The organism is Streptomyces sp. NPDC006997 (assembly GCF_040635175.1).
Taxonomy (GTDB): Bacteria; Actinomycetota; Actinomycetes; order Streptomycetales; family Streptomycetaceae; genus Streptomyces.
In genome coordinates, this window is the sequence record NZ_JBEYHH010000017.1 from 1 (window position 1) to 22,122 (window position 22,122).

The following is a 22,122-nucleotide window of genomic DNA, read 5'->3' on the forward strand; positions in this document are numbered from 1 at the left end:
CGGCGGACGGGACCGCAAGGGCGACGCCGTCAACATCTCCCACCAGTGGGGCGGCCCGCGCGGGCGCTGGTGGCAGGGCGAGCAGGGTCTGTTCCACCGCGACTGCTCATCCATCGAGCGGGCCCACTCCACCTGTGTGTGCACGCGGCCCGTACTGGACCACGACGTCTACGGGGCGTGCGCCCGCTGCAATGGGTTCCGGCCCTTCGGGTTCACCGACGCCGACCTCGCCCATGCACGGGCGCTGCGAGCCGTCCCCCACGGCGGCCGACGTATCGACGAGGAGGCCACGGTCTGATGCCGAGCATCAAGGACATCCTGAAGCAGGCCAAGCCCCGCCAGCGCACCGTCAACGTGTGCGTGCGGGGCGACCTGGCGGGTGAGGCCGAGCGGCTGTCCGCGGAGCTGGCCCGCGCCGCGGAGGACTGGGAGCCCTCCGACCTCACCGAGGTGCACCCGGGCCGGGAGCTGGCCGCGAAGCTGAAGGCGGTACGCGAGCAAGTCCGCGAGGCCGAAGTGCCGTTCCTGCTGCGGTACATCGGGGACCGGGCGTACAGCGACCTGGTGGCCGCGCACCCCTCGGAGAAGGACGAGGAGCTGTTCGACAGCGACACCTTCCCCAAGGCCCTGATCGCGGCGTCCTGCGCCGATCCGGTCATGACCGAGGACGAGGTCGCCGAGCTGTTCGAGGTCATCAACGAGGGCGAGATCAAGAAGCTGTTCGATGCCGCCTGGGACGTCCACCACGCCTCCGACGTCGTCCCTTTCTCGCTGGCCGCCTCCGCACTCCTGGCGGGCCTTGGCGGCGAGAGCTAGAAACCGCCCGCGCCTGGGGGGTGCCCCGCTCGGTCTTCCTCGGCCGCGTCGTCGCCGACGGCGAGCCGCTGTGGCTGGAGGAAGACCGGGCCTGGGCGCTGGCGCTGACGCAGGTCGAGGCGGACATCTGCCCGGACTGCGGACAGCCCTGGGCTGAGGCCACCAGCACGGACGCCGAGTTCGCCTACCGGGCGGAGCTGATCCGGTGCCACGCCTGCACCGCCTCGGCGCAGGCCGTGAAGGCGTACCAGGACCAGGGCGGCGCCTCCGAGGGCCTCCACGTCCACCTCACACGCTCCACCTGACGGCCGCGCGCGGCCCTCTGTACCCGGGGAGGTCGCCGTGGCCGTCCGTACCGTCACCGTCCGGCTCCGCGCCGACGTCAGCCAGTACACCCGCAGCCTGCGGCAGGCGTCCGACCGGACCAGCCGCCTGGCGGGGGCCGGTGCGAAGGTCGGCGCGGTCATGCTCACCGGTTTCGCGGTCGCCGCCGCGGCGGCAGCGCGCTTCGACAAGGCCCTGTCCAACGTCCGCGCCGTGTCCGGCGCCAGCTCCGCCGAGATGGCCAAGCTGCGGGCCTCCGCTCTGGCAGCGGCCAAGACCACCCAGTACACCGCCACCCAGGCCGCGGACGCTCAGGCTGAGCTGGCGCGTGCGGGTATCTCGGTGGCGGACATCACCGGCGGCGCCCTGAAGGGGTCGCTGGCCCTGGCGGCGTCCGGACAGCTCGACCTGTCCGAGTCTGCGATCATCTCCGCGCAGGCGATGAACACGTTCGGGCTGAAGGGCAAGGACGTCACCCACGTCGCCGACGTGCTGTCCGCCGCGGCGAACAAGAGCGCCAGCAACGTGCACGGACTGGGCATGTCGCTGCGGATGGGCGGTCTGCTCGCGCACCAGACCGGCCTGTCCATCGAGGAGACCGTCGGCACGCTGGCCGCGTTCGCCGACCACGCCCTCATCGGCTCGGACGCCGGTACCTCGCTGAAGGTCATGCTTCAGCGGCTGGTCCCGCAGTCCAAAGAGGCCGCAGGGATGATGGACCGGATCGGCTTCTCCGCCTACGACTCCACGGGCAAGTTCGTGGGCCTCACCGAACTGGCCGCCCGGATGAAGACCAGCTTCAGCAAGCTGACGCCGGAAGCACGCAACGCGGCGATGGCGACCATCTTCGGTGCGGACGCGGTGCGCTCGGCGACCATCCTCTACGAGCTGGGCGCCGAGGGCATCAACCGGTACGTCCGGGCCGTCGACGACCAGGGCGCGGCCGGGCGGATGGCCTCGATCCAGACCGACAACCTCGTCGGTGACCTGGAGCGTCTGCGGAGCGCCATCGAGGTCGCGCTGATCGAGGGCGGGTCCGCAGCGAACGGAACGCTGCGGGCCATGACGCAGTGGGTCACCCGCCTGGTGAACGCCTACAGCTCCCTGCCCCCGGAGTTGCAGCGCGCGGTGACCGGGTTCATGGGGATCGGGGGTGCCGCCGCCCTGGTCGGGGCCGCGATCCTGCTGCTGATCCCGCGGATCGCGGCGACCCGGGCCGCGCTGGTCTCCCTCGGCGTGACCGCGCAGACAACCCGGTCCGCGCTGTTGGGCCTGGGCCGCTTCGGTGTGGTGGTGGCCGGTCTGGCCGCCATGTCCTGGGGCACCGAGAAACTGATCAGCCAGTTCGACGCCGCTCCGCCGAGCGTCACCAGGCTCCAGAACAGCCTGCTGAACTTCGCGAAGACCGGCAAAGCCGCCGGTGAACTGACGAAGACCTTCGGCGAGGACCTGGACGGCTTCGGTGAGGCCGTCGCCCGTATCGCGCACCCAGGCGTCCTGGACCGGGTCGGGGACTCGCTGTACACAATCACGCACCTGGGCAGCGACTCCTACGGCCTCGACGACGCCCGCACGAAGATCAAGGGCGTGGACGAGGCGCTGAAGGGGCTCGTTGAGGGCGGGGCGCCGGATATCGCGGCGGACGCCTTCGCCCGGATGGCCACCGAGGCCGAGAAGCAGGGCACCAGCACCGAGAAGCTGCGCACGCTGCTGCCCGGCTACGCCGAGGCCCTCACCGCGGCGGACACCCAGACCCAGGTGTCCGCCGAGTCCCAGGCCAAGCTCGCCAAAGAGGCTGGCCTGACAGCAGACCAGCTTCAGGACCAGCGCACCGAGGCGGAGAAGCTGTCCGACGCCCTGAACACGCTGAACGGCGTGTCCATCGGCGCGGCCGAGCGGGAGATCTCCTTCCGGCAGTCCCTGGCCGACCTGACCGAGACGGTCAAGGACAACGGGCGCTCGCTGGACGTCACGACCGAGAAGGGCCGCAAGGTCAAGAGCGCGTTCCTCGACGCGGCGCAGGCCGCGATGGACCACGCTGAGGCGGTCGCTGAGCAGAAGAACAGCCAGAAGACCGGGCAGAAGGTGCTGGAGAAGGACATCAGTCTGCTGCGCAAGCAGATGGACCAGGCCGGGTTCTCCAAGGACGCCATCAACGACCTCACCAAGGCGTATCTGAATCTGCCCGGGTCGGCGACCACGAAGGTGGACGCCGAGACCAAGGACGCCATCCGTGACCTGGAAGCGGTGAAGGCCAAGGTCGCCTCCACCAAGGGCAAGACCATCACCATGGCGGCGCCGACCGCCGAGGCCCGCAAGCAGCTCGAAGCCCTCGGCTTCAAGATCAAGAACACCAAGGGCAAGAAGGTCGAGATCACCGTCCCCACGGGCGGGCAGAAGGCGGGCGTGGACGCGCTGCGCCGGGCGATCGAGGCCCTGCGGTCCAAGACCGTCACGCTCACCACCCGGCACGTGGTGACGGGCACCGGCGAGGCCACCCACGGCAGCAAGCTGGCCCCCGGCCACTACGCGACGGGCGGACGGGTCCGCGGCTACGCCAGCGGCGGCTCCCCGGTGCAGTTCGCCCCCAGCGGCCTGCTCAGCGGGCCCGGAACCGGCACCTCGGACAGCATCACGGCGGTGCTCGCGTCCGGCGCCGTGGCCCGGGTGTCGAACACCGAGTTCGTGGTGAACGCCGCGGCGACCAAGCGGTACCTGCCGCTGCTGACCGCGCTCAACAGCGGCAAACTCCCCGGCTTCGCGGGCGGGGGCCTGGCAAGTGGGGGTCTGGCCGGGTTCACGTACACGCCGACCGGCAGGCCGGTGCTGGGCGGCCCGACCGACGCCAAGCAGCGCTACGACCAGGAGGTGGCCGACCTCAAGAAGGCGTGGGCCGACCTCACCCGGGCGCTGTCCGACCAGCGCAAGGCGGCCGACAAGCTGAAGGACGCCGAGCGGGACCTGGCCAGGACCCGCAAGCGCAAGCACACCAAGGCCCAGCTGGAGAACGCCCAGGACCGCGTCGACGACGCCCGCAAGGCCAAGCGGCGCTCCGATGCCGCGGTCAGGCGGGAACGCTCCGACGTCGCCGCGGCGAACCGGGAGCTGGGCCGCCGCGGCAACGCCGGACCCCTGAAGGGCTTCAGCCTGTCCGCGTACCAGACGCAGCTGGCGGAGTCGGTGAAGGCCACCGAGAAGTGGCGCCGCAACCTCACCCGGATCGGGCAGCGGGGCGGGTCCGAGCTGCAGGCCATGCTGGAGGGCATGGGCGAGGAGGGCTACCACCTCGTCAACGCCCTGGCCGGGGCGAGCAACAAGCAGTTCCAGTCCATCGTGGCGAACCTGACGAAGACCGGGGACCTCGCCAAGGCGACCCTGGCCGACTTCACCCAGCAGCTCGGCGCCAGCACCAAGGAGAGCCAGCAGTTCGCCGCGGATCTCCAGACGCTGGCCGCGCGCGGCTTCGGGGACCTCGCGCAGGCCCTGGCCGCGCAGGGCGACGCCTCCGCCATGACGCTCGCCCACCAGGCCGCGACCGACCGCAAGGCCGCGTCGCAGGCGAACGCCCAGGTCGGCAAGGCCGAAAGCGTGCTCACCGGGGAGGAACTGGCGGCATCGCTGACGCTGCTGTCCACGCTGCGCGGGGCGCCAGGCCGCGGCTACGCCGACCTGATCGCCGCGGGGCTGGACGTCGCCGTGATCAAGGCGATCGTGCCGAAGATGACCCGGCAGATCGGCGCCCTGCCCGCACCGTACAAGGACACCTTCGTGCGGCAGTGGGTGGCGCAGGGAGGCACGGCCATGGCGAGGGGCGGCATCCTCAGCCAGCCGACGATGGTCCTCGGCGGCGAGGCCGGGGTGCCGGAGACGTGGATCCCCTGGAACAACTCCCGGAGGTCTGCGGCTCTGCTGGCCACGACCGCGGCCGCGATGGGCTACCAGCTTGTCCCCGCCCGCCGGTACGGGACGGCGCCGTCCGCCGCGGCGTCGGCGCGGGAGGTGACCCGGCACATCGAGGTGCACCTGCACGGCGCCAAGCAGACGGCCGCCGAGCAGGCCCACGACATCGCCCGCTACATCACGTTCGTGGGCTGAGGAGGCCAGATGCCGTACACGCCGGGCGCCGCCCTGGACGGTCTGCGGGCCACCCTGGGCGACGTCGCCCTCGGGGCGGTCGACTCTGCCGGGGTGGCCTGGCGCCTGCAGACGCTGGAGGGCTGGGACGCACCCGACGTGCGTGCCGAGGTCACCGAACGGGAGGGCGACCACGGGGCGTGGGCGTCGCCCGTCTACCTCGGCGCTCGCCCCATCACGCTGGCGGGCACGATCGTCGCGCCGTCGCAGCGCCAGCTGGAGCAGGCGATGGACCGGCTGCGGGTGGCGGCCGGGCTGTCCGACACGCTGCTGACGGTGTGGGAGACCACACCCAAGCAGGCTCTGGTACGGCGGTCGGGCAAGCCGCTCATGCAGTACGTCACCGACACCACGGCGACGTACTCGGTGATGGTGACGGCCGCCGACCCCCGCCGATACGGCACCGACCTGCAGACCCTGACCACGGGACTGCCGACCGTCACCGGCGGTCTGACCCTGCCCGCCACCACACCGTGGCTGCTGTCGGCGACGACGACGGACGGCCTGCTCCAGACCGTCAACGAGGGCGACTTCGAGACCCGGCCCATCCTCACGGTGACCGGACCGGTCCTCGCCCCGGTCATCCAGGCGCAGATGCCCGCCGGCCACGTCCGCATCCTGACCTACAGCCAGGACCTCGCGGACGGGGACGTGCTGACGATCGACACCGACGCGCACTCCGTCATCCTCAACGGCGACGTCTCCCGTAGGCGGTTCCTGGCCGCACCGTCCGGGTGGCCCGTCATCCCGGCCCAGTCGGCGACCACGTTCTTCTTCACGTCCACCGCCTACAACCCGACAGCGACGCTGACCGCCACCTGGCGTTCGGCCTGGCAATGAGAGGGAGGAACCAGTGGCGGACTCGCTGCCGAAGTTCATCGACGGCCTCAGCTACACCGGGCTGAGCCTGCGCCGGGGAGACCTGACGACGGTGATGCACGACGGAAACGGCACAGGCGGCCGGACCGGGGTCCGGCCGGGCGGTACCGGCCTGGCCGTCACCCTGGCCGGTACCACCATCACCGTCGCCGCTGGCGTCGCCTGCCTGCAATACCAGCCAGGGCAGGGCGTCTACCGGGCGTGCCTGGCGTCCTCCACCGCCCTGACGCTCACGGCCGCACACGCCACCCTCTCCCGCATCGACCTGGTGTACCTGCGAGTCTGGGACAACCTGGTCGACGCCTCCGGCCAGAACCTGGCGGACGCCGTCTACCTCGCCGGGACCCCGGGCGCCTCCCCGTCCGCGCCCGCCCCCAGCGCATCCGAGATCTACATCCCCCTCGCCACCATCACCGTGCCCCCCTCGGGTGGCGGAGCACCGACCGTGTCCACCGCGGTACGCCCGTACACGGTCGCTCCGGGCGGCATCCTGCCAAGCAGCACCGCCCCGGACGGGCCTTACGTCGGGCAGTACTACGACGACGGCACGGGTCTGCGCCGCTGGAACGGCAGCACCTGGGACACCTACCTCAAGGCGCCCACCAGCTTCACCTCCTGGACCCCGGTCTGGTCGACCACCACCGGCGTCCATCTGCCGTCCTACGGCAACGCGACCGTGAACTGTCGGTACGTCAAGCTCGGGCGCCTGGTGACGTACACCATGCTCATCGTCTTCGGGTCCACCACGAACTTCGGCAGCGGCGCCACCACGGCGGACAACTGGCAGCTCTCCCTGCCGGTCGCCGCCGCGCAAGCCTCGTACCCGATCGGCACCGCGACCCTCGACGCGGGCGCCAGCAGAGGACTCATCGCCCTCGCCCAGTCCAGCAGCGACGGCACCACCCTGGTGCTGTACCCGGCTTCCGGCACGGTGAACGCCTCCGCCGTGTCCTCCGCTGTCGTCGACAGCGTCTCGCCCTGGACATGGGCGTCGGGCAGCCAGCTCACCGTGATCGGCCAGTACGAGGCCGTCTCGTGACCCCCTACCGGCTGGCCTGGTACGGCGTCGACATGCGCAGCGGCGGCATCGTCGAGGATCTGCCGTCCCTGCGCCCGACCGGCGCTCTCTCCCGGCGGCTGGGCACCTACACCACCCTCCAGCTCGACCTTCCCCTCAGCGGCGCCCCCCGGGAGTGGGAGGCCGCCACCGCACCCGGCAGGTCCCTCCTCGTCGCTGTCGACACCGCCACGGACGTGCCGCTGTGGGCGGGTGCGGTCCTGCCCCGCGACGGCGGCAGCGCCACCACCGTGCAGCTCGGCGCCGCCACCCTGGAGGCGTACCTGGACGCCCGCTACCCCGGCACCCAGACCCTCATCGGCATAGACCAGGCCGACGTGATCGCCGCCCTCGCGGCGCCTGCCCTGACCGACGGCCCGCCCATCGTCCTGGACACCGTCGCGACCGGCACGGCCATGACCTACCTGAGCGACGACGGTGATGACCGGTCCTGCCTGTCCTGCCTCCAGGAGATCATGGGCATGGACGGTGGCCCCGAGTGGACCATCGATGCCGCCTGGAACTCGACGCACACCGGCTTCGAGTTCCCGTTGCGGGTGCGCTCGACCATCGGCGCCCAGGTGGAGCCGGATGCCGTCTTCGACTTCCCCGGCTGTGTCGCCGAGTACGGGCTCGCCGAGTCCTACGAACAGGGCAAGGGCGCCACCCGGGTCATCGCCCGCGGCGAGGGAGAGGGCGCCTCCCGCCTCACCTCCCCTCCGCAGGACGCCACCAACCTGATCGCGGGCGGGTGGCCCGTCTGGGAGTACCGGTACACCCCGGCCACCGGGATCACCGACCCTGACCAACTCACCGCCCACGCAGCCCAGTCCGTGGGGCTGATGGCGCCCGGCGCGCAGGTGTGGACGGTCCAGGGCGTGGCTTCCCGGTCGCCGCGGCTGGGCACCGACTGGGGCCTGGGCGACACGGTCCGCTTGGCCGTCGCCGACTCTCCCCGGCACCCGGCAGGCGCCGACGTCGTGGCCCGCTGCTGGGCGTGGGAGCTGGACCCCGGCGCGGACCGTGTCCGGCCCATCCTCGTGGAGGACTGACTGATGCCGCGCCAGCTTGAGCAGCTCCCGCCCGACGCCACCACCCTCGCCCGCGAGGTCGCTGCCCTCCGACGGGAGATGCGGGAGCTGCGGGCCGCACGCCGCGCCTCCTATACGGCGCTCGAAGCGGGCGGCTTCAAGGTCTACCAGCCTGGAACTGAACGGGTCTCGGCGCAGATGAGTGCCGACCTCGGTAACGGCGAGGCGGGGTTCCAGACGTCCAGCGCCGACGGCACCCGCTACGCGCGGATGACGGCCGGAGAACTGACCTTCGGGTCCCCGGATGTGCCGCAGGTCGTACCGACCGGCATCGCCGCCCGCGCCGACGGGGCCACCCTCGACATCACCTCCGGCATGGTCTCCGGCGGATCCCAGGCGCACATCCTCCTCGCGGGCGGAGACAGCCCCCTCGCCGAGAGCAACGGCGCCCCGCTGATCTCGCTGTTCTGGGACGGCACCGGCGGCGCCGACATGGTCGTGGACGTCTCCGGCATCCTCCTCCCCAGATCGTTCGCCTGGGGGATAACCAGCGTCACCCCGTCCGCGGCGAACACGCCCACCTCGGCCCAGGTCACCGGCCTGGACCTGCGGGGGAGCACCTTCCAGGCGTGGGTGACCCCGGCGACCGTCGTCCCCGGCAGCACCGTCAACACCAACGGCGTGACCGGCGTCGGCTACAGCGCGGTCTCCAGCAACGGGCTGACCGTCTGGCTGACCAGGCAAAACACGACTACTACCCCAGTCAGCTGGCTGGTGATAGGCAGGTGACGATGAGCGCGAGCGACATCACCGAGTTCGAGCCGTACACGTACTACGCGGTCACAGCTCAGGACAACAACCCGGACTGCGTCAACTACATCAACGGGCCGGACGGCAAGGTCTGGGAAGTCCCCGAGTTCTACAGCAACGCGGGCACCAACTGTTCCGTCACCTGCGGCCGGTGCGGGCAGCGCATGGAGATCCTCACCGCGGTCCGCCTCGACCCCCAGCCCGACCCCGCCTGACCCACCCCCCCTTCAAGCCCCGGGCCGCCCGGCCCGGGGCCCTCTCATATCCAGGAGGACGCGTGCGCACTGGACCGCAGCGCTACCCCGGCGCCTCGACGGCGTACTGGCACCAGAGCGCCTACCCCGGCTCTGCCATGGAGACCAACGTCATCCTGTGGCACGCCACGGAGGGCACCTCCCTGCCGTCATACGGGGGTGGCGCGTCCGCGCCGAACTTCACCGCGAAGCCCGACTTCGCCGCCAGACGGCTGGTCTGGTACCAGCACTTCGACTTCGACACCTCAAGCCGGGCCCTGCGCAACCTGGCCGGCGGGGTGGAGACGAACACCATGAACGTCTGCCAGGTGGAGATCGTCGGCACCTGCGACCCGACCACCCACCGAAAGTGGGGGTCGACCCCCCACCTCTACACGCCCGAGCTGCCCTCCTGGGTGGTGCGGGACCTGGCCGCGTTCGCGCGCTGGGCGCACGAGCAGCACGGCGTGCCGCTCACCTCCGGACTGACCTTCAAGCCGTACCCCAGCTCCTACGGCTCCAACGGCGTGCGCCTGTCGGCGTCGCAGTGGCTCAACTTCAAGGGCCACTGCGGGCACCAGCACGCCCCCGAGAACGACCACGGCGACCCGGGGGCGTTCCCCATGGCCGCCATCCTCAATGCCGCCAAGGGCACCCCTCAGGAGGACGACATGGCACTGACCGCAGACGACGTGAGCAAGGTGGCCAAGGCGGTCGTGGACCTGCTGACCGGCCCCCGCCGCGCGGACCTGGTCGAGGCGGTGTTCATGACGGACAACGTCCTGGACAACCCCGACCCGGCGACGGCCCCGGACAACCCGAAGGTCTGGGCGTACACCCTGCTCAAGACCACCCAGCGGACCGCCCAGCAGACCAACAAGGCGGTCGACGCCCTCACGGTCGGCGGCGTGGACCTGGACGCGCTGGCGGCGAAGGTCGCAGCAAGCCCGGCGCTGGCCGACCGGATCGCCGAGAAGGTCGCGGAGAAGCTGGCCGCCCGGCTGGCCGACTGAGAGGAACAGCCCATGAACAGCCGATTCCTGCTCGACCTCGGCGAGCGTGCGGGGTGGACCGGCGCCGAGGCCGCGCTCGGCCTGGTCGCCGTCGAGGTCGCCGACCTGCCGGTGTGGTGGGCGGCGCCGGTCGCCCTGCTGGCCGCCGCGGGCAAGTCGTGGGTGGCGAAGCACCTGGGCCGGAAGGGCACCGCGTCGACGCTGCCCGCGAGCGCCGACCCGGCGTCGAGGGCTGTCAGATGACGACGCCCGATCCGGGCGTGTACATCAGCACCGCCCAGATGTACCAGGAGGTGAGGGACCTGGCTCAGACGGTCGGCCGCATCGAATCGAAGGTGGACAACTTCCTCGACGAGGCCAAGGACATCCGCTCGGACGTCCATGACCACGAGATCAGGATCCGCACCCTCGAACGTGCCCGATGGCCTCTGCCCACGATCGGTGTCCTGGCTGGTGTCGGTGGCGCCGTGACGGGTGCCCTCGCCTTGTTCGCCAGATGACCGCGGCCCCGCCCTCTTCGGAGGGCGGGGCCGCTTTCGTCATGCCGGGGGTCAGTGCAGAGTTTCGATCGCCCGGAGGATCAGTGCGCGGGCCTCGCCGCCGTACACGGCCATGCCTCGCAGTTCCTCGAAGGCCTTCACGTAGAGAGCGATCTCGGAGGGCTGGTTGATGCGGACCCGGGCGGAGACGAGTTCCACCGACACCAGGCGGTCGTCGTACACGTGGAAGGTCTCACGCGGCCACTGGGTGCGCAGCCGTGTTGCTGCCGGGATGATCCCGAGGGACACGGCTGGGACCGCTCCGGCGGTCAGCAGGTACCCCAACTGCGCCGCCATGTCGTCCGCGTCGGCGATCTGGCAGTACAACACGGCCTCTTCGACCAGCAGCAGGAAGCGGCGGCCCGGCTCGTGAATGATGCGCGAGCGGTCAACCCGGGCCCGGGCTGCCTCGGCGCTGTCGTCGATGGGGAGTTCGCGGAAGCGCGCGGCGGTCGACAGTACGCTCGCCGCGTAGCCCTCGGTCTGGAGAAGCCCGGGGACGAGCGTGGACGAGTAGACGCGGAACAGCTCGGTGGACCGGAACAGCTGAGCCGTTCCGCTCTGCAACTCGGTCAACCCGCGGCGGACCTGGTGGCGCCACTCCTTGTACATGGACTCGGCGTTCACCGACTGCACGATGAGGTCCTGCGCCTGGTCCTCGGCGTCCGTGGCGGCGCACCAGCGGCGTATGTCCTTGGCGGTGGGGCCGGTGAGCGCATTCTCGATGCGGGAGGTCTTGGAGTGGTGCCAGCCGCACCGGTCGGCCAGCTCAACGACCGTCAGCCCTGCCTCCTTCCGGAGGTCACGCAGGCGTCGGGCGACGGCCTCACGCGCGGCCTGGGCGGACGAGGATGGGAAGGTGGGCATGAGCTGGCCTGTCGGGACGGCGTGTCAGCGGATGTCGTACTGCTCGTGCGGGATGGCGCGCTCCCACACCGCTTCGAAGGCCTCCACGCACAGCTTGGCGGCCGTTGAGTCCTCGGAGAGTTCCTGCCCGGCCGATGCGCCGTCGCCGGTGAAGTGGTTCCAGCGGATCAGACGACCGTCGAACAGCCAGAAATCGTTGCCGGGCAGCGCGATGTCCGAGGCCTGCCGCCTGGGCAGCCAACGCACCTGCTCGCCCGCGGCGATGTTGGTGAAGGTGTTGGAGTGCTCGAAGCGGATGTACTCGCTGACGGGCTCGGAGACAATACGGGCGCGCCGCACCACGACGCCGCGGCCCACGGTCTCCTGCATCAGGTCGAGCCACGGCCGCCACCATGAGGCGCGGTCCGCCGGGTCGTGGCGGAACCCCGCCCGCCACTGGGCGAAGGGCCCCTTCTCCTGGTCGACGGCGTAGGAGTCGCGCATCTCCAGGTGGATGGCCGAGTGCTCGCAGCGGGCGATCAGCTCACTGAACGGTGGCGCGCTCGACGGCATCACAGGCCTCCCTGATCATGTCGACCATCCTGGCGGGGATGCGGATCACGGCCTCGCCCTGGGGGATCCCTTTGCCGTGGCCAGGGGCCTCGAAGGCGGCGCACTCCGCTTCGAGTTCGGGCCCGGGCTTCCAGCCCTGGAAGACGAGTTCGTGCTTCTCCTGGTCGACCCATACGGTCGGGCTTTCGTCGTCCCCGGTGTTCGGGTCGATCCCGATGAACAGTAACGGCACGTCAGACTCCCATCACAAGGTGTGCACTTTTCTGCACAACGGTGGAACGGCTGGGTGACGGCGTCAAGGGCGCCCGCTCGGCGATGGCTCTGGCGAGGGCACTGGCTGCACACATCTGCACATCGCTGGCTGTGGTGCACAGCACACTCCTAGCGTCGGCAGGTGCGAGAAGACCCCGGCGAGGTGGCGACCTCCCGGGGCGTGGCCAACGCTGCGAAGGAGCGTCAACACGATGAACGCTACCGCCCGCCCACCCCTCCACGAACCGCGTCTCGGCGACACGGTCCGAGACATCGAGGCGGACCGCATCGGCAAGGTGATGGGCTTCGTCGGCCCGCACGTGCAGCTCCGCCCCATCGGCGGAGGCATCGAGTGGGACGCGGACCCGGGGAACCTCCGGCCGGTCTCCCCCTCGGAGGCCCTCAGCGCTGGAGTATCAGAGGCCAACGCCCGCTCGCGGGGTGAGCTGGCGTGACCGCGTCCCCGGCCGCCGATACGGCCGTCGAGCGGTCCGCGGAGTGTGCGCTGGCGGCGCAGCGCCCGGAGTACCGCGACCTGCACGCCACCTGCCGGCGGACCGAGGACATACCGCTGCCTCACAGCCGCGGGGTGCTGCTAGTGCCCCGCTGCCGCTGCGCCTGCCACCGGAAGCCCCACAAGGGCGCCTGAGACTCCCGCCCCGGTCCGCCAACCCTGGACAGGTCGAGACCGGGGCGGGTCCACGATGCACGTCAAGCCGCCGACCGACTTTGGTCCAGGTCGGCCCGAGCAGCAGAAGGGAGGTGTCGGCTGTGACGTGGCCGCCCGTGCCGAAGCCGGACGACGACCCGCCCACCCCGCCACCGGACGACAACAACTAGTAGTGCTTGGTCAGGTGCATTCGCCGGTGGCGTGTCTGTTTGATCGGGTGTGTCGTTGACCGGGTGTGCTGGGTGGGGAGTTGGCCGCGGTCCGGTGTGATCTGGAGGACTTCGCGGCGGAGATGTTCGAGCCGTTCGCGCGGGCGGATCAGCGCCGGTGGGGCGAGGTCTATGTGCGAGGGTTGCTGCTGGACGGGCGGCGCAAGTCGGTGGAGCCGATGGCCGCCCGGCTGGGTGAGGACGGCAACCGGCAGGCCCTGGCCCACTTCATCACCACCAGCCCGTGGGACGCGGCGCATGTGCGGGCCCGCCTTGCCTGGCGGATGCAGCAGGTGATCAAGCCCACCGTGCTGATCGTCGATGACACCGGCTTCCTCAAGGACGGCGACGCCTCGGCGTGCGTGGCCCGGCAGTACACCGGCACCGCGGGCAAGGTCACCAACTGCCAGGCCGGGGTGTCGCTGCATCTGGCCTCCGACGTGGCGTCGGCGGCCGTGGACTGGCGGTTGTTCCTGCCCGAGAGCTGGGATGCCGCCTCGCCGAAGGCCGATCCGGCCAAGGTGGCCCGCCGCACCAAGTGCGGCATCCCCGAAGAGGTCGGTCATGTCGAAAAATGGCAGCTGGCCCTGGACATGATCGACGAGACGAGGTCGTGGGGCATCGAGGTCCCGCTCGTCGTGGCCGACGGCGGCTACGGCGATGCGGCAGCCTTCCGCCTCGGCCTGGAAGAGCGCGGCCTCAGCTACGCGGTCGGCATCTCCACCACGACCACCGCCCAGCCGGAAGAAGCCCAGCCGCAGACTCCGCCATACAGCGGTCGCGGCCCGAGGCCCCGGCCTGTCTATCCCGAGCCGGCCCAGGCGGTGAAGAAGCTGGTCATCGCCGTCGGCAAGCAGGCCGCCCGGCCGGTGCAGTGGCGGGAAGGCTCCCGGCCGGGCAGCGGCCGCAACGGCCTGAAGCGGATGTACTCACGGTTCGTGGCCCTCCGGGTCCGGCCCGCAGGGCGCGAGATCCGCAAGACCGCCGACGGACCCGAACTGCCGGTGCGCTGGCTGCTGGCCGAATGGCCCGTCACCAAGCCCGAACCCGTCCAGTTCTGGCTGTCCAACCTGCCCGCCGACACCCCGCTGGCCACCCTCGTGCGCACCGCGAAACTCCGGTGGCGCATCGAGCACGACTACCGCGAGATGAAGCAGACCCTGGGCCTGGCCCACTTCGAAGGCCGCACCTGGCGAGGCTGGCACCACCACGTCACCCTCGTCTCCGTCGCACACGCCTTCTGCACCCTTCAGCGCGTCACCCGGTCCCCAAAAGAGACGGCGTCGGCCTGAGCCTCTACCAAGTCGCCCGCGAACTGCAGCTACTCCTCGCGGCCTGGACCGGCGCCTGCCCCACCTGTCACCGCGACATACCCACAGCGATACCGACCTGACCAAGCACTACTAGGAGCGCCCATGGCCGCCAGGTACCGACCGATGACCCCACGGCAGCTGGCCGAGGACGAGTACCGCATCGACCACGCGCGGGGGCGACGGTACTGCCGGGTGCACCGCGATCAGCAGATGATCTCGATCCTGCCGGGCGTGGACGTCTGCCCCGGCTGCGGCCCCGTGAGCGAGACCCCGGAGCACCGAGTGAGCAAGAGCAAGAAGAGCGTGGACGCCGCCAAGGGGCGCCGAGACCGGGACTCCAAGGAGGCCGGTGCGACCACCCCGCAGGAGCGGCAGGAGCAGGTGTCCACGAACCTCCACAAGAAGGGCTATCGCGAGGGGCAGCGCTTCTACGGAGACTGACCGGCGCCCCGGCCGCGCTCCCGTCCAAAGGTCGCAGCCGAGACGCCAGGAACCCGACCCCACAGAAGGGAGGGGAACACCATGAGGGTAGACGCCACACCGCCAGGCCCCGGGCCTGATCCGCCGGGCGGCCCGCTCCCGCCAAGGCGGCCCCGAAGCCAGCACACGCGGACTGGCTGACACGGAGTCACAACCCACGAACGCCCCTCCCGTCGGGACCGCAAGCCCGGCGGGAGGGGTCCCAGACGCCCGCCCCGTAGGTCCGGAAGCCTGCGGGGCGGGTCCCGACCGGCCCCGGCCGTACGTCCTCCCCCGTGACGTCGGCCGGGGCCTTCCCGTGCTTGCAGCCCACCAGCAACGCATCAGCCCTCGAGGGGCGTTGGCGGGCTTCCAGGCGCACGGCGCGTACGGCTGACGCGGACCATGATCGGCTGCACTTCGGGCGAGCAGCGGGCGAGCAAACGATCACTATGCCCTCTCGGGAGCGATTCAGCCCCTGATCTACGGCCTCCGCCGCAGGTCAGGGGCTGATCGCCTGGTAGGCCCTGTGGGACTCGAACCCACAACCAATGGATTAAAAGTCCACTGCTCTGCCAATTGAGCTAAGGGCCCAGGCGATGTTGCCTCCACGAGCATAGCCCGACGACGCCGTGTCTCCGATCGGGTATCGGAGACACGGCGTTCCCCGTCGCTACCAGAGGCGCTGACGGCGTTGCAGCGGTCGCCGCTCAGGTCGCCGAAGGGGACGGCCGTGAGGGGGGTGGGCCAGTCGGTGCCGGTGGTCCTGCCACCGAACCCTCCGGTGCCGGTGCCCCGGTGGAAGCTCAGGCTGCCGGAGGAGCTGAGGGTGAGCAGGTCGCCGGTCGCGTCGCCGCCGAGGTGGTCGTGGCGTACCGGGCTGCCCCCGCGCAGGCGTACGGCGCCGTTGACCATCGGTAGCCCGTCCCGGCCCAGCCCGGCCGGGACGCGCAGGCTGCGGGTGGTGCCGTCGGTCGCGTCCCAGAAGCCGACCCTGCCGCCGCTGTACTTGTACGCCAGCACGTCGGTGCCGGTCGGGGCCGGGCCCGTCCCCGCGGGCGTCGGCAGCGGCGGAGTCGGTCCGGCCGCCAGAACGGCCGAGGCCGCTACGAGACGCCGACGTAGGTACGCGTGACGCGCCAAGGAGCCTCTCCCCAGAAGCACCGGCGGGCGGCCCGCACCCCTTGGCACCCCCGGGCCTTCACGTCCGCCTCACAAGTCGGCTGATCCGACAGCCGCGTGACGAACGCCGTGGCCCCCATCCCGACGGATGGGGGCCACGGCGTCTTATCGTTCTACGGCGTCGGCCACTCGGGCGTCAGCGCTCCCGGCGTCAGCCGTTGCGCTTCCAGCGCGGCTTGTCCTCGCGGCGGCCGAAGGAGGAGGAGCCGTTGCCCCGGTGGTCGTCACGGCGGCCGTACGGACGCTCGTGGCCGCCGGTGCGGAAGCCGGGGCGGTCGCCCTGGCGGTCGCGGTTGAAGGGGCGGTCGCTGCCACGGTGGCCACCGCGGTCGTCGCGGCGGAAGCCGGGGCGGTCGCCTTCGCGGCGCTCGAAGCCACGGCCACCACGGTCGCGGTCACGGTCGAACGGACGGCGGTCATCCCGACGGTCGTCCCGACGGAAGCCACCACGGTCCCCGCCACGGTCCCCGCCGCGGTCGTCCCGGCGCTCGAACGAACGGCCGCCACGGTCACGGTCGCGGTCGAACGGACGGCGGTCGTCGCGACGGTCGTCACGACGGAAGCCACCACGGTCCCCGCCGCGGTCCCCGCCGCGGTCGTCCCGGCGCTCGAACGAACGGCCACCCCGGTCGCCGTCACGGCGGTCGAAGCCACGGCCACCACGGTCGCGGTCACGGTCGAACGGACGACGGTCATCCCGACGCTCGTCACGACGGTCATCACGGCGGTAGCCACCACGGTCACCGCCACGGTCGTCGCGGCGCTCCGCGCGGTCCACGTCCTGGGCCGCCGGCTGCTCCGGCACCGTCACCGACTGCGCCTCGCTCTGCGCGGCGACCTCCTGCTCGGCCTGCGCCGCGGCGACGGCCGTCTCCGGGTCCTCCCCGCGCTCGCGGGCGACCCGCGCGACCAGGCGGTCGGCCTCCTCGCGCAGCTCGCTGGCGCGGCGCTGGGCGCGCTCCAGCTGCTTGGTGAGGTGGGCGACCTCCCGCTCGGCCTGCTGGGCGGCGTTGCCCGCGGACTCGGCCTGCACCTCGGTCATGGACCGGGCGCCGGTGATCTCGGCGACCTCGGGGTCGAAGGCGCCCGCGCCCTGGATGATGTGGCGCGAGGCGTCGACGCCCGCGTCCTCCATCAGCCGGAAGATCTGACGGCGCTGGTGCGGGAGCGCCAGCGAGACGACCGTGCCGGTGCGGCCGGCGCGCGCGGTGCGGCCCGCGCGGTGCAGGTAGTCCTTGTGGTCACCGGCCGGGTCCACGTTCAGGACCAGGTCGATGCCGTCGACGTGGATGCCGCGGGCGGCGACGTCGGTGGCGACCAGGACGTTGACGTAGCCGTCCTTGAAGTCGGCCAGCGTCCGGGTGCGGGCGCCCTGGGTCATGCCGCCGTGCAGCGCGTCGGCCTTGGCACCGGCGTCGCGCAGCTGCTCCGCGACGCGGTCGGCGCCGAGCTGGGTGCGGACGAAGATGATGGTGCGGCCCTTGCGGGAGGCGATGGCGGCGGTGACCGGCGCCTTGTCCTTGGGCTTCACGATGAGGATGTGGTGCGACATGGTCGTCACCGCGCCCTGCGCCGCGTCGACCTCGTGCGAGACCGGGTCCTTCAGGTACCGGTCGACGAGGGTCTTGATCTCGTTCTCCATCGTGGCGGAGAACAGCATCCGCTGACCGCCCGCGGGGATCTGGTCGAGCAGCTCCGTCACCTCGGGCATGAAGCCCAGGTCGGACATCTGGTCGGCCTCGTCGAGGACGGCGATCTGGATGTTCTCCAGCGAGCAGGCGCCGCGGTTGATGATGTCGCGCAGTCGGCCCGGCGTGGCGACGAGGATGTCGACGCCACGCTCCAGGGCGTAGATCTGGTTGCCCATCGAGGTGCCGCCGCAGACGACCTTCATCTTCAGGCCGAGGACGTCGCCGTACGGCTGGAGGGCGTCGGCGACCTGCATGGCCAGCTCACGGGTGGGGGTGAGGATGACCGCGCGCGGCTTGCGCTTCTCGGTGTGCCCGCCGGCCAGCGTGGCCAGGGCGGGCAGACCGAAGGAGAGGGTCTTGCCGGAGCCGGTGCGGCCACGGCCGAGGATGTCCTTCCCGACCAGGGCGTCCGGGATGGTCGCGGCCTGGATGGGGAAGGGGGTGGTCACGCCGTTCTGCGCGAGCTTGCGGACGACGCCCTCGGGCAGACCGAGGTCAGCGAAGGTGATCTCGGGGGCCTGCTGGGTGTCGGTGTCCTGGATGTCCTGGGTGTCCTGGGTGTCCTCGGACACGACGGCATGATCGGTACTGGCGAAAGACATACGTCTGCGAAACCTTCCGGAGTCTCATCGGCACGCGCCCGTCAACTCCGTGTTTCGCACACGACCGCCTCAATGCGGTCCGCCACGGCAAGGGAGAGTACGCGCCACACGGCGCGCTCTGCGTTGGCGCCGGGCAAATGGGATCAAACGATCTACCACCATACGCACCCCCACCCCCAAAAGGCAAACCGCGCCCGAAAGCGCAGGCCGCCGCCCCGCGGCACCCCGGCCGCCGGCCCCTACACGGGCGTCCCCGCCTCCGGTGCCGGTTCCCGCTGCGCCAGCTGCGGTGCCGTCTCCTCGTGGGCCGACGACGACGGCTCAGCGGTCGTCGGCTCGGGCGGCTGCGGCGGCTCCGGCGACTGCGGCGGCGGTTCCGGCGCCGAGGTGGTCCGGGTCGGCGTGGGCTGACCGCCGGTCGGCCCGGGCGGCGCCGGGCGCGGCGTGACCCGTCCCGGCCCGCCCTCGCCAGCCGACGCCGACGCGCTCGACCCCGCGGACGGCGCCTGCGAGGGCCCCGCGGACTTCCCGGCCCCGTCCCCGTCGGCCTCGTCCTCGCCCCGCTCGCCCTTGCCCCTGTCCCGGCCGTCGTCCGCGCCGCCCGCGACCTCGCCGTACCCGGCGCCGTCGCTGGACACCGCCGACCCGCCGGACTCCGCGCCGCCGCGGTCGCCCGCCGAGTGCGACGGCTGGGCCCGGTCGCCGTCACCCTCACCCACGCTCATGCAACCGGCGGCAGCGGCGACGGCCACGAAGGTGACGGCCAGGCGGGCGGGAACGTACAAGGGGCGCACGGGGGCCACCTCCGGGAAGCGGGGCGGGAGCAGGAGTCAACCTGCCCAACTCCCGCCGCCCACAAGAGGACACGCGCCGCGTGCGTCCGGCAGGGCTCAGCCGTAGCCGAGGGCGTGCAGCCGGGCGTCGTCGATCCCGAAGTGGTGGGCGATCTCGTGCACGACGGTGATCTCCGTCTCCGCCACCACGTCCTCCCGCGACGCGCAGAACCGCAGCGTCGGACCCCGGTAGACGGTGATCCGGTCCGGCAGCACCCCGGCGTACCACTCACCGCGCTCGGTCAGCGGGGTGCCCTCGTACAGCCCGAGCAGCTCGGGATCGTCGCTCGGCGGTTCGTCCTCGACGAACACCGCGACGTTGTCCATCAGCCGTGTCAGCTCCGGCGGGATCCGGTCCAGCGCCTCGGCGACCAGTTCCTCGAACTCCTCGCGCGTCATCTCCAGCACAGGCCCATTGTCCGGTACGGCGCCCCCGAACGGGCCCGCCCGGGCCCGTACGATCCACACGCGGCCCACCCGGAAGCCGCACACCCCCGCATACGCCCCCGGGGACATGGGCATACGGCTCCAATGGCCCGCGTCCCAGCCACAGTCCTGAACGCCCTGCACCGACTGAACCGCCTACGGAAGTCGCGCCGCCGCGCCCTGACCTCCCGCCGCGCCCACCGCGCCCACCGCGGCCGCCGTACCGCGCCGCCCGCGCTCGAACTGGCCCCCCGGGCCACCCCGTGGGCCCGTGCGTTCAGCCTGGTCGGGGTCGTCGTCATGGGCGCCTGGCTGGGCCTGCTGGTCGTCGGCAACGTGCGGACGCCGGTCGGTCCGATGGACACGACGATGACCCTGCGGCCGTCCCTCACCGGCGGTACGAAGATCAACGTCTCCCCGCTGGGCGCCCTGCACCTGGACAGCCACGTCGCCCCCGTCCGCCTGGACGTCAACGTCGACCAGCTCGACCCGGTCCGCTCCCAGGCCCTGGTCGACCACCCCGAGCGCCTCTCCGGCCTCCAGGACGAGGTCACCCGCGACGTCGGGCACGGCACCCTCGACCTGGCCGTACGCTCCACCGTCGCCGTCGTCACCGGCGCCGCCGCACTCGGTCTGGCCGTCTACCGGCGCCCTGGCCGCGCCCTGGCCGCGGGCGGCCTCGCGCTCGCCCTGCTGGCCGCCTCGGGAGCGACGGCGTACGCCACCTGGAACCCCAAGTCCGTCCTGGAACCCAGGTTCTCCGGCCTGCTCTCCTCGGCCCCGTCCCTGGTCGGCAACGCCCGCAGCATCGTCACCGAGTTCGACGTCTACCAGAAGGAACTCGCCCGCCTGGTCACCAACGTCACCAAGCTGTACGACGTCACGTCCACGCTGCCCGCGTACGCGCCCGACCCGTCCACGATCCGGGTGCTGCACGTGTCGGACATCCACCTCAACCCCGCGAGCTGGGCGATCATCGCCTCGCTGGTGGAGCAGTACGAGGTCAACGTGATCGTCGACTCCGGCGACACCATGGACCACGGCACCGCCGCCGAGAACGGCTTCCTCGACCCGATCGCGGACCTCGGCGCGCCCTACGTCTGGGTCCGCGGCAACCACGACTCGCTGGTCACCCAGGAGTACCTGGAGGGCATGAAGAACGTGCACGTCCTCGACGAGGGCCGTGCCGAGACCATCGCCGGACTGCGGTTCGCGGGCATCGGCGACCCCCAGTTCACCCCCGACCGCTCGACCCGGCCCGGCGCCGAGGCGTCCCAGGAACTGGCGGGCGCCCGGCTCGCCTCCGCCCTGCGGGACCACCGCGGCCGGGGCAGGCCGGTGGACGTCGCCATCGCGCACGAACCGTCCGCGGCCCGGGAGACGGACGGCGAGGTCCCGCTGGTCCTGGCCGGGCACATCCACCACGACGAGATGGAGGTGCTGCCCTACGGCACCCGGCTGCGCGTCGAGGGCTCCACGGGCGGCAGCGGTCTGCGCGCGGTGGAGGGGAAGCATCCCGACCCCATCGAGGCGTCGATCCTCTACTTCGACCGCGACACCCGCCGCCTCCAGGCGTGGGACGAGATCGAGCTGGGCGGGCTGGGCCTGACCACGGCCGAGGTCAGCCGCCATCTGCCGGAGGAGAACACCCCGGGGGCCACCCAGTCGCCCTCACCGTCCACGACGGGCTCCCCGTCGGCGCCCCCGACGGGGTCCCCGGCCAGTCCGGCGAACCCGGCCTCCCCCTCCCCGTAAACCGTTTTGGCGATCCCTCCCGCCATCCCATATGCTTCTCACGTCCCCGACGCGCTGAGAAGCGCCCAGGCGGGCCGATAGCCCTCATCGTCTAGCGGCCTAGGACGCCGCCCTTTCAAGGCGGTAGCACGGGTTCGAATCCCGTTGGGGGCACGCAGTACGGTGTGCGACACTGTCGTACACCACGCTTGGTCCTGTGGAGCAGTTTGGAGTGCTCGCCACCCTGTCAAGGTGGAGGCCGCGGGTTCAAATCCCGTCAGGACCGCTGAGGTTTCACGTGAAACCTCGTGGCTGGGTAGCTCAGTTGGTACGAGCGATCGCCTGAAAAGCGATAGGTCGCCGGTTCGACCCCGGCCCCAGCCACAGTGACAACCCCCGTCGAGCGATCGGCGGGGGTTTTGTCGTGTCTGGGCTGTCGCCGGGTAGCCGCGGACAAATCGTTCGCCACGGATTTCCCGGGGATGAGATCCTGGAA

At 71.5% G+C, this 22,122-nt stretch carries 23 protein-coding genes and 4 tRNA genes; 20 read left to right on the forward strand and 7 right to left on the reverse strand.

From position 1 onward, the window contains the following. The 12 genes from ABZ659_RS18280 to ABZ659_RS18335 all read left to right on the forward strand — a co-directional run. Positions 1-298: hypothetical protein (locus ABZ659_RS18280; protein WP_360220562.1), on the forward strand; the 298-nt coding region annotated here is incomplete at its 5' end. Next, the gene (locus ABZ659_RS18285; protein ID WP_360220565.1) at positions 298-816 is read left to right on the forward strand and encodes a hypothetical protein; all 519 of its coding nucleotides are present in this window, start codon (positions 298-300) and stop codon (positions 814-816) included. The genes ABZ659_RS18280 and ABZ659_RS18285, both read left to right, overlap by 1 nt. A 20-nt stretch (positions 817-836) precedes the next feature. After that, positions 837-1,121 carry a hypothetical protein gene (locus ABZ659_RS18290; RefSeq protein WP_360220568.1) on the forward strand — a complete coding sequence of 95 codons (285 nt, stop codon included), beginning with the start codon at positions 837-839 and terminating at the stop codon, positions 1,119-1,121. A gap of 37 nt (positions 1,122-1,158) precedes the next feature. Next, positions 1,159-5,235, forward strand: a complete 4,077-nt coding sequence (locus ABZ659_RS18295) for a phage tail tape measure protein (protein ID WP_360220571.1) — start codon at positions 1,159-1,161, stop codon at positions 5,233-5,235. 9 nt (positions 5,236-5,244) lie between these two features. Then, positions 5,245-6,114 carry a hypothetical protein gene (locus ABZ659_RS18300; protein WP_360220574.1) on the forward strand — a complete coding sequence of 290 codons (870 nt, stop codon included), beginning with the start codon at positions 5,245-5,247 and terminating at the stop codon, positions 6,112-6,114. Between the two features lie 13 nt (positions 6,115-6,127). Continuing rightward, the gene (locus ABZ659_RS18305; RefSeq protein WP_360220577.1) at positions 6,128-7,192 is read left to right on the forward strand and encodes a hypothetical protein; all 1,065 of its coding nucleotides are present in this window, start codon (positions 6,128-6,130) and stop codon (positions 7,190-7,192) included. Continuing rightward, entirely contained in the window at positions 7,189-8,262 is a 1,074-nt protein-coding gene (locus ABZ659_RS18310) for a hypothetical protein (protein ID WP_360220580.1), read from the forward strand. Before ABZ659_RS18305 ends, ABZ659_RS18310 begins: the two co-directional genes overlap by 4 nt. Positions 8,263-8,265: 3 nt before the next feature. After that, the gene (locus ABZ659_RS18315) at positions 8,266-9,030 is read left to right on the forward strand and encodes a hypothetical protein (protein WP_360220583.1); all 765 of its coding nucleotides are present in this window, start codon (positions 8,266-8,268) and stop codon (positions 9,028-9,030) included. A gap of 2 nt (positions 9,031-9,032) precedes the next feature. Then, entirely contained in the window at positions 9,033-9,266 is a 234-nt protein-coding gene (locus ABZ659_RS18320; protein ID WP_360220586.1) for a hypothetical protein, read from the forward strand. A 62-nt stretch (positions 9,267-9,328) separates the two neighbouring features. Then, on the forward strand, positions 9,329-10,297 hold the full coding sequence (locus ABZ659_RS18325) for an N-acetylmuramoyl-L-alanine amidase (RefSeq protein WP_360220589.1): 969 nt from the start codon (positions 9,329-9,331) through the stop codon (positions 10,295-10,297). A 12-nt stretch (positions 10,298-10,309) separates the two neighbouring features. Then, the gene (locus ABZ659_RS18330; RefSeq protein ID WP_360220592.1) at positions 10,310-10,540 is read left to right on the forward strand and encodes a hypothetical protein; all 231 of its coding nucleotides are present in this window, start codon (positions 10,310-10,312) and stop codon (positions 10,538-10,540) included. After that, on the forward strand, positions 10,537-10,797 hold the full coding sequence (locus ABZ659_RS18335; RefSeq protein WP_360220595.1) for a hypothetical protein: 261 nt from the start codon (positions 10,537-10,539) through the stop codon (positions 10,795-10,797). Before ABZ659_RS18330 ends, ABZ659_RS18335 begins: the two co-directional genes overlap by 4 nt. A 51-nt stretch (positions 10,798-10,848) precedes the next feature. Here ABZ659_RS18335 and ABZ659_RS18340 read toward each other — a convergent pair whose 3' ends face one another. From ABZ659_RS18340 to ABZ659_RS18350, 3 genes are read right to left on the reverse strand one after another with little or no spacing between them, the layout of a single operon-like run. After that, on the reverse strand, positions 10,849-11,703 hold the full coding sequence (locus tag ABZ659_RS18340) for a helix-turn-helix transcriptional regulator (RefSeq protein ID WP_360220598.1): 855 nt from the start codon (positions 11,701-11,703) through the stop codon (positions 10,849-10,851). 24 nt (positions 11,704-11,727) lie between these two features. Further along, positions 11,728-12,255, reverse strand: a complete 528-nt coding sequence (locus tag ABZ659_RS18345) for a DUF6879 family protein (protein ID WP_360220601.1) — start codon at positions 12,253-12,255, stop codon at positions 11,728-11,730. After that, positions 12,227-12,487 (reverse strand): hypothetical protein, encoded by a 261-nt coding sequence (locus ABZ659_RS18350; RefSeq protein ID WP_360220604.1) that lies wholly within the window; start codon positions 12,485-12,487, stop codon positions 12,227-12,229. Before ABZ659_RS18350 ends, ABZ659_RS18345 begins: the two co-directional genes overlap by 29 nt. A 232-nt stretch (positions 12,488-12,719) precedes the next feature. Between ABZ659_RS18350 and ABZ659_RS18355 the strand changes: the two genes are divergently transcribed. The 4 genes from ABZ659_RS18355 to ABZ659_RS18370 all read left to right on the forward strand — a co-directional run bounded on the left by ABZ659_RS18355 (position 12,720) and on the right by ABZ659_RS18370 (position 15,140). Further along, positions 12,720-12,962 carry a hypothetical protein gene (locus ABZ659_RS18355; protein ID WP_360220607.1) on the forward strand — a complete coding sequence of 81 codons (243 nt, stop codon included), beginning with the start codon at positions 12,720-12,722 and terminating at the stop codon, positions 12,960-12,962. Continuing rightward, positions 12,959-13,156, forward strand: coding sequence for a hypothetical protein (locus ABZ659_RS18360; RefSeq protein WP_360220610.1), 198 nt, complete (start codon positions 12,959-12,961; stop codon positions 13,154-13,156). The genes ABZ659_RS18355 and ABZ659_RS18360 overlap by 4 nt, the downstream gene beginning before the upstream one ends. 313 nt (positions 13,157-13,469) lie before the next feature. Next, entirely contained in the window at positions 13,470-14,678 is a 1,209-nt protein-coding gene (locus ABZ659_RS18365) for an IS701 family transposase (protein WP_360220998.1), read from the forward strand. A 123-nt stretch (positions 14,679-14,801) separates the two neighbouring features. Continuing rightward, on the forward strand, positions 14,802-15,140 hold the full coding sequence (locus ABZ659_RS18370; RefSeq protein WP_360220613.1) for a hypothetical protein: 339 nt from the start codon (positions 14,802-14,804) through the stop codon (positions 15,138-15,140). A gap of 536 nt (positions 15,141-15,676) precedes the next feature. On the opposite strand, the gene ABZ659_RS18375 is transcribed toward ABZ659_RS18370, so the two are convergent. The 4 genes from ABZ659_RS18375 to ABZ659_RS18390 form a co-directional block, all read right to left on the reverse strand. Next, positions 15,677-15,752: transfer RNA gene (locus ABZ659_RS18375), tRNA-Lys, on the reverse strand. Between the two features lie 739 nt (positions 15,753-16,491). Continuing rightward, a complete protein-coding gene (locus tag ABZ659_RS18380) occupies positions 16,492-18,633 on the reverse strand; it encodes a DEAD/DEAH box helicase (RefSeq protein WP_360220616.1) in 2,142 nt (713 codons plus the stop codon). 239 nt (positions 18,634-18,872) lie between these two features. Next, complete coding sequence (locus tag ABZ659_RS18385; protein WP_360220619.1) at positions 18,873-19,427, reverse strand: hypothetical protein; 555 nt, start codon at positions 19,425-19,427, stop codon at positions 18,873-18,875. Positions 19,428-19,523: 96 nt separating this feature from the next. Continuing rightward, positions 19,524-19,874 carry a metallopeptidase family protein gene (locus ABZ659_RS18390; protein WP_360220622.1) on the reverse strand — a complete coding sequence of 117 codons (351 nt, stop codon included), beginning with the start codon at positions 19,872-19,874 and terminating at the stop codon, positions 19,524-19,526. A 123-nt stretch (positions 19,875-19,997) separates the two neighbouring features. Between ABZ659_RS18390 and ABZ659_RS18395 the strand changes: the two genes are divergently transcribed. The 4 genes from ABZ659_RS18395 to ABZ659_RS18410 all read left to right on the forward strand — a co-directional run bounded on the left by ABZ659_RS18395 (position 19,998) and on the right by ABZ659_RS18410 (position 22,010). Further along, positions 19,998-21,647 carry a metallophosphoesterase gene (locus tag ABZ659_RS18395; protein ID WP_360220625.1) on the forward strand — a complete coding sequence of 550 codons (1,650 nt, stop codon included), beginning with the start codon at positions 19,998-20,000 and terminating at the stop codon, positions 21,645-21,647. Positions 21,648-21,727: 80 nt separating this feature from the next. Further along, positions 21,728-21,800, forward strand: a tRNA-Glu gene (locus ABZ659_RS18400). Between the two features lie 37 nt (positions 21,801-21,837). Beyond that, positions 21,838-21,912 (forward strand) — tRNA-Asp (locus ABZ659_RS18405). A 24-nt stretch (positions 21,913-21,936) separates the two neighbouring features. Beyond that, positions 21,937-22,010, forward strand: a tRNA-Phe gene (locus ABZ659_RS18410). Positions 22,011-22,122: the final 112 nt, after the last annotated feature.

What these genes read in the sequence shown, in the direction of transcription:
- ABZ659_RS18395 (WP_360220625.1), top strand. Translation starts at nt 19,998, where the DNA reads ATGGCCCGCGTCCCAGCCACAGTCCTGAACGCCCTGCACCGACTGAAC.
- ABZ659_RS18370 (WP_360220613.1), top strand. Translation starts at nt 14,802, where the DNA reads ATGGCCGCCAGGTACCGACCGATGACCCCACGGCAGCTGGCCGAGGAC.
- ABZ659_RS18330 (WP_360220592.1), top strand. Translation starts at nt 10,310, where the DNA reads ATGAACAGCCGATTCCTGCTCGACCTCGGCGAGCGTGCGGGGTGGACC.
- ABZ659_RS18315 (WP_360220583.1), top strand. Translation starts at nt 8,266, where the DNA reads ATGCCGCGCCAGCTTGAGCAGCTCCCGCCCGACGCCACCACCCTCGCC.
- ABZ659_RS18340 (WP_360220598.1), bottom strand. Translation starts at nt 11,703, where the DNA reads ATGCCCACCTTCCCATCCTCGTCCGCCCAGGCCGCGCGTGAGGCCGTC.
- ABZ659_RS18355 (WP_360220607.1), top strand. Translation starts at nt 12,720, where the DNA reads ATGAACGCTACCGCCCGCCCACCCCTCCACGAACCGCGTCTCGGCGAC.
- ABZ659_RS18380 (WP_360220616.1), bottom strand. Translation starts at nt 18,633, where the DNA reads ATGTCTTTCGCCAGTACCGATCATGCCGTCGTGTCCGAGGACACCCAG.
- ABZ659_RS18320 (WP_360220586.1), top strand. Translation starts at nt 9,033, where the DNA reads ATGAGCGCGAGCGACATCACCGAGTTCGAGCCGTACACGTACTACGCG.
- ABZ659_RS18365 (WP_360220998.1), top strand. Translation starts at nt 13,470, where the DNA reads ATGTTCGAGCCGTTCGCGCGGGCGGATCAGCGCCGGTGGGGCGAGGTC.
- ABZ659_RS18285 (WP_360220565.1), top strand. Translation starts at nt 298, where the DNA reads ATGCCGAGCATCAAGGACATCCTGAAGCAGGCCAAGCCCCGCCAGCGC.
- ABZ659_RS18300 (WP_360220574.1), top strand. Translation starts at nt 5,245, where the DNA reads ATGCCGTACACGCCGGGCGCCGCCCTGGACGGTCTGCGGGCCACCCTG.
- ABZ659_RS18345 (WP_360220601.1), bottom strand. Translation starts at nt 12,255, where the DNA reads ATGCCGTCGAGCGCGCCACCGTTCAGTGAGCTGATCGCCCGCTGCGAG.
- ABZ659_RS18335 (WP_360220595.1), top strand. Translation starts at nt 10,537, where the DNA reads ATGACGACGCCCGATCCGGGCGTGTACATCAGCACCGCCCAGATGTAC.